Annotated in this window: 2 protein-coding genes; both read left to right on the forward strand. The window is 49.0% G+C overall.

Annotated features, from left to right (window positions below):
* The first annotated feature begins 267 nt into the window (after nucleotides 1-267).
* A complete protein-coding gene (locus QT974_RS32935) occupies nucleotides 268-2,172 on the forward strand; it encodes an SdrD B-like domain-containing protein (protein ID WP_333472568.1) in 1,905 nt (634 codons plus the stop codon).
* Between the two features lie 672 nt (nucleotides 2,173-2,844).
* Nucleotides 2,845-3,025: hypothetical protein (locus QT974_RS32940; RefSeq protein ID WP_333472569.1), on the forward strand; the 181-nt coding region annotated here is incomplete at its 3' end.

Here is a 3,025-nt window from a genome sequence, read left to right on the forward strand (position 1 = left end):
TTGACAGTTGTCAGTTGTCAGTTGTCAGTTGTCAGTTGACAGTTGACAGTTGTCAGTTGTCAGTTGTCAGTTGTCAGTTGTCAAAGGAAATAAGAAAAATGCTCCCAATCTGCCAATCTGCCAATCTGCCAATCTGCCAATCTGCCAATCTGCCACTCCCTCTGATAAAAAAAATTAATCCCCTAAAATAGCTGCAATTGGCAAAAAAACTGCTAGATTGCCGTAGAGCTAAAGATTAAACAGCGTTCATTGGGCCCCACCAACACCATGACCGAATCCAGCAACCCCACCAGAACCGCCAGCCAAATAGACATCGGCAATGTCAACATCGGCAACTTCCAAGTAGGCAGCATCAGCGGCAACAAATACAACGACTTCAACGCCAACGGCCGCCCAGATCCCGGAGATGTGCCAATTCCCAACTGGCAAATTTACCTCGACCTCAATAACAACAGCCGGCTCGACGTTAACGAACCTTCCACCCTCACCAACGCCCAAGGCAACTACGTCTTTGCCAACCTGCCGCCTGGTACTTACCAAGTTAGGGAAGTCCAGCAGCCGAACTTTCGCCAAACTACGCCCAATCCCGCACCAATAACAATTACCAGCGGTACCAACGCCGGTAATATCAATTTTGGCAACAACTTCAACGCTGGGACGATCGCAGGTACCAAATTCAACGACATCAACAGCAACGGCCGCCAAGATCCAGGAGAACAACCGCTAGCTAACTGGCAAATTTACCTCGACCTCAACCGCAACAATCGGCTTGACGGCGGCGAACCTTCTACTATTACAAACCTTCAAGGTAATTACGCTTTTGTCAATATTCCCGCAGACACATATTTGGTGAGAGAAGTCCAGCAACCGGGTTTTCGCCAAACTACGCCCGACCCGGGCCCGATTAACGTTACTTCCAACGCCGCGATCGGCAACGTCAATTTTGGCAATGTGTTTTTTGTCGGCAGCATTAGCGGTCTCAAATACAATGACCTCAATGCCAACAGTGTCCGAGACGCGACAGATCCGCCTCTGGTTAACTGGCAAATTTACCTCGACCTCAACGCCAACAACAGGTTAGATCCGGGCGAACCGAATACCATCACTAACCCGCAAGGAAATTACACTTTTGGCAATGTTTCGCCGGGCCGCTATTTGGTGAGGGAAGTTCAGCAACCGGGATGGATACAGACTACGCCAAATCCAGGGGCGATCGACATCACCGGCAATACCAACGCTGTCGGCGTCAATTTCGGCAACAATTTCCCCACCGGTAGCATCAGCGGCTTCAAATTCAACGACCTCAACTCTAACGGTGTCAACGAACCGACGGAACCGAGAGTTGCCAACTGGCCGATTTACATCGACACCAACAACAACAACGTCCGAGATCCCAACGAACCTTCGACTTTAACAAACCCCCAAGGTAATTTCTCTTTTATCAACTTGCCCCAAGGCATTTATTCGGTGAGGGAAGTCCCGCAGCCCGGTTTCCGACAAACTACGCCAAATCCGACTCCGATCGCCGTGGGTAACGGCACCAATGCCACCAATCTCAGCTTTGGCAACGTGTTGGTAACAGGCACGATTAGCGGTGTTAAATTTAACGATTTTAACGCCAACGGTCGCCTAGATGCCGGAGAACCGCCGATCGCCAATACCCAAATTTACATTGACCTCAATAACAACAGCCGTTTAGATCCGGGCGAAGCCAGTACCTTGAGCGACAGTCAGGGCAATTACAGTTTCCGCAATGTTCCGGTAGGTAGTTATGTAATTAGGGAAGTTCCGCCCCCAGGCTTCATTCAAACGACTCCACCTGCGATAGTTGTTGTTTCGGCAGACGTTCGGGCTAGCAGCATCGATTTGCTGACGGGAGATGGTGAAAGTCGAGCGGCTAAATCCTTGAAAGGCGACCCCCTGACGGATGCTAGCAGCTATACAGACCCTCAAGATGCGGCTAATCTTGAGACGGATAGCTTGGTTTCGAGTCTGAGTCGTGATATTTATTCAATTAGCGATCTTTTGCTCGATCGACCTGTCGCGAATTTAGGCAATCTTCCTAACTTTGGGCAACAAAATGTCCTTTGGGAACCCAATACACAAATCGCCGGATTTGTCAATAGAAATGAATTAATTAATTGGGTTCTGGAAACTCGTTCGGGTCGGTGATTGAGGTTTCAATCAAGCTCGATCCCCCGGAATGCCAAACGGCAAATAAAAATCAGGAAGAGGTTAAAGGGCGATCGCGTGATACCCTATTCTTGGCAGCGTCCAACACTCAAGCATAAGTTCCGGGAACCCCGAAGCTGGCTTGTTGTATGTTGGGTGGAATATTTCAGAGGCTGTAGCATTGAGCGTAAGTCAGAAACTATCAGACAGTTCCCCTAACCCCGACCGGCATATTTTCAGGCAAAGCACATCATCTCCAGTCCGGTAGCTCGATCGGTCTCAAGCTTGTTGTAAAGAGGCAATCGCAAAGGCTGCGATCGCCACTTTACAGCGAACCATGACAAACCTGAACGATACCGCCCGACTGGATATCGGGGGGAGCACTCAATCAAGTCCTTTTTAGAGCTCAAAGCAGCAAGTATGTACGGAGAGAGAAGGCGTGCAAATCTTAAAGATGTTGCCCTCAAATTGCCAGGGCTCTTCAAAACCTGATATACTGGCCAGCGACAAAGCTTGAGGCATTGTTGTGTGAGATGGGGAACATTACCTCAAGTGCAGACGTATGTAAAATCGAGTGGCAATTGTCAGCGACTAGCAAAAACTACTCAGCTATTGACAAACCCATACAGTAGTCTGTAATTTACGTGGATTTAGGTGTGAAGGAGAGAAATCATGGCAGATTTAACTAGCAGCGAAGAGCGGATTGCCCAGCAATTACAGGTTGGGAATACAGGCCCGGCAATTTTAGGTATCAAGTTCAATGACTTAAACGCGGATGGGATCAGACAGGCAAATGAACCAGGTCTGGCAAATATCCCCATTCTGCTCGAACCTGCGATCGGCAGCAACGGCC

Source organism: Microcoleus sp. BM001215392 (assembly GCF_036700185.1).
GTDB lineage: Bacteria > Cyanobacteriota > Cyanobacteriia > Cyanobacteriales > Microcoleaceae > Microcoleus.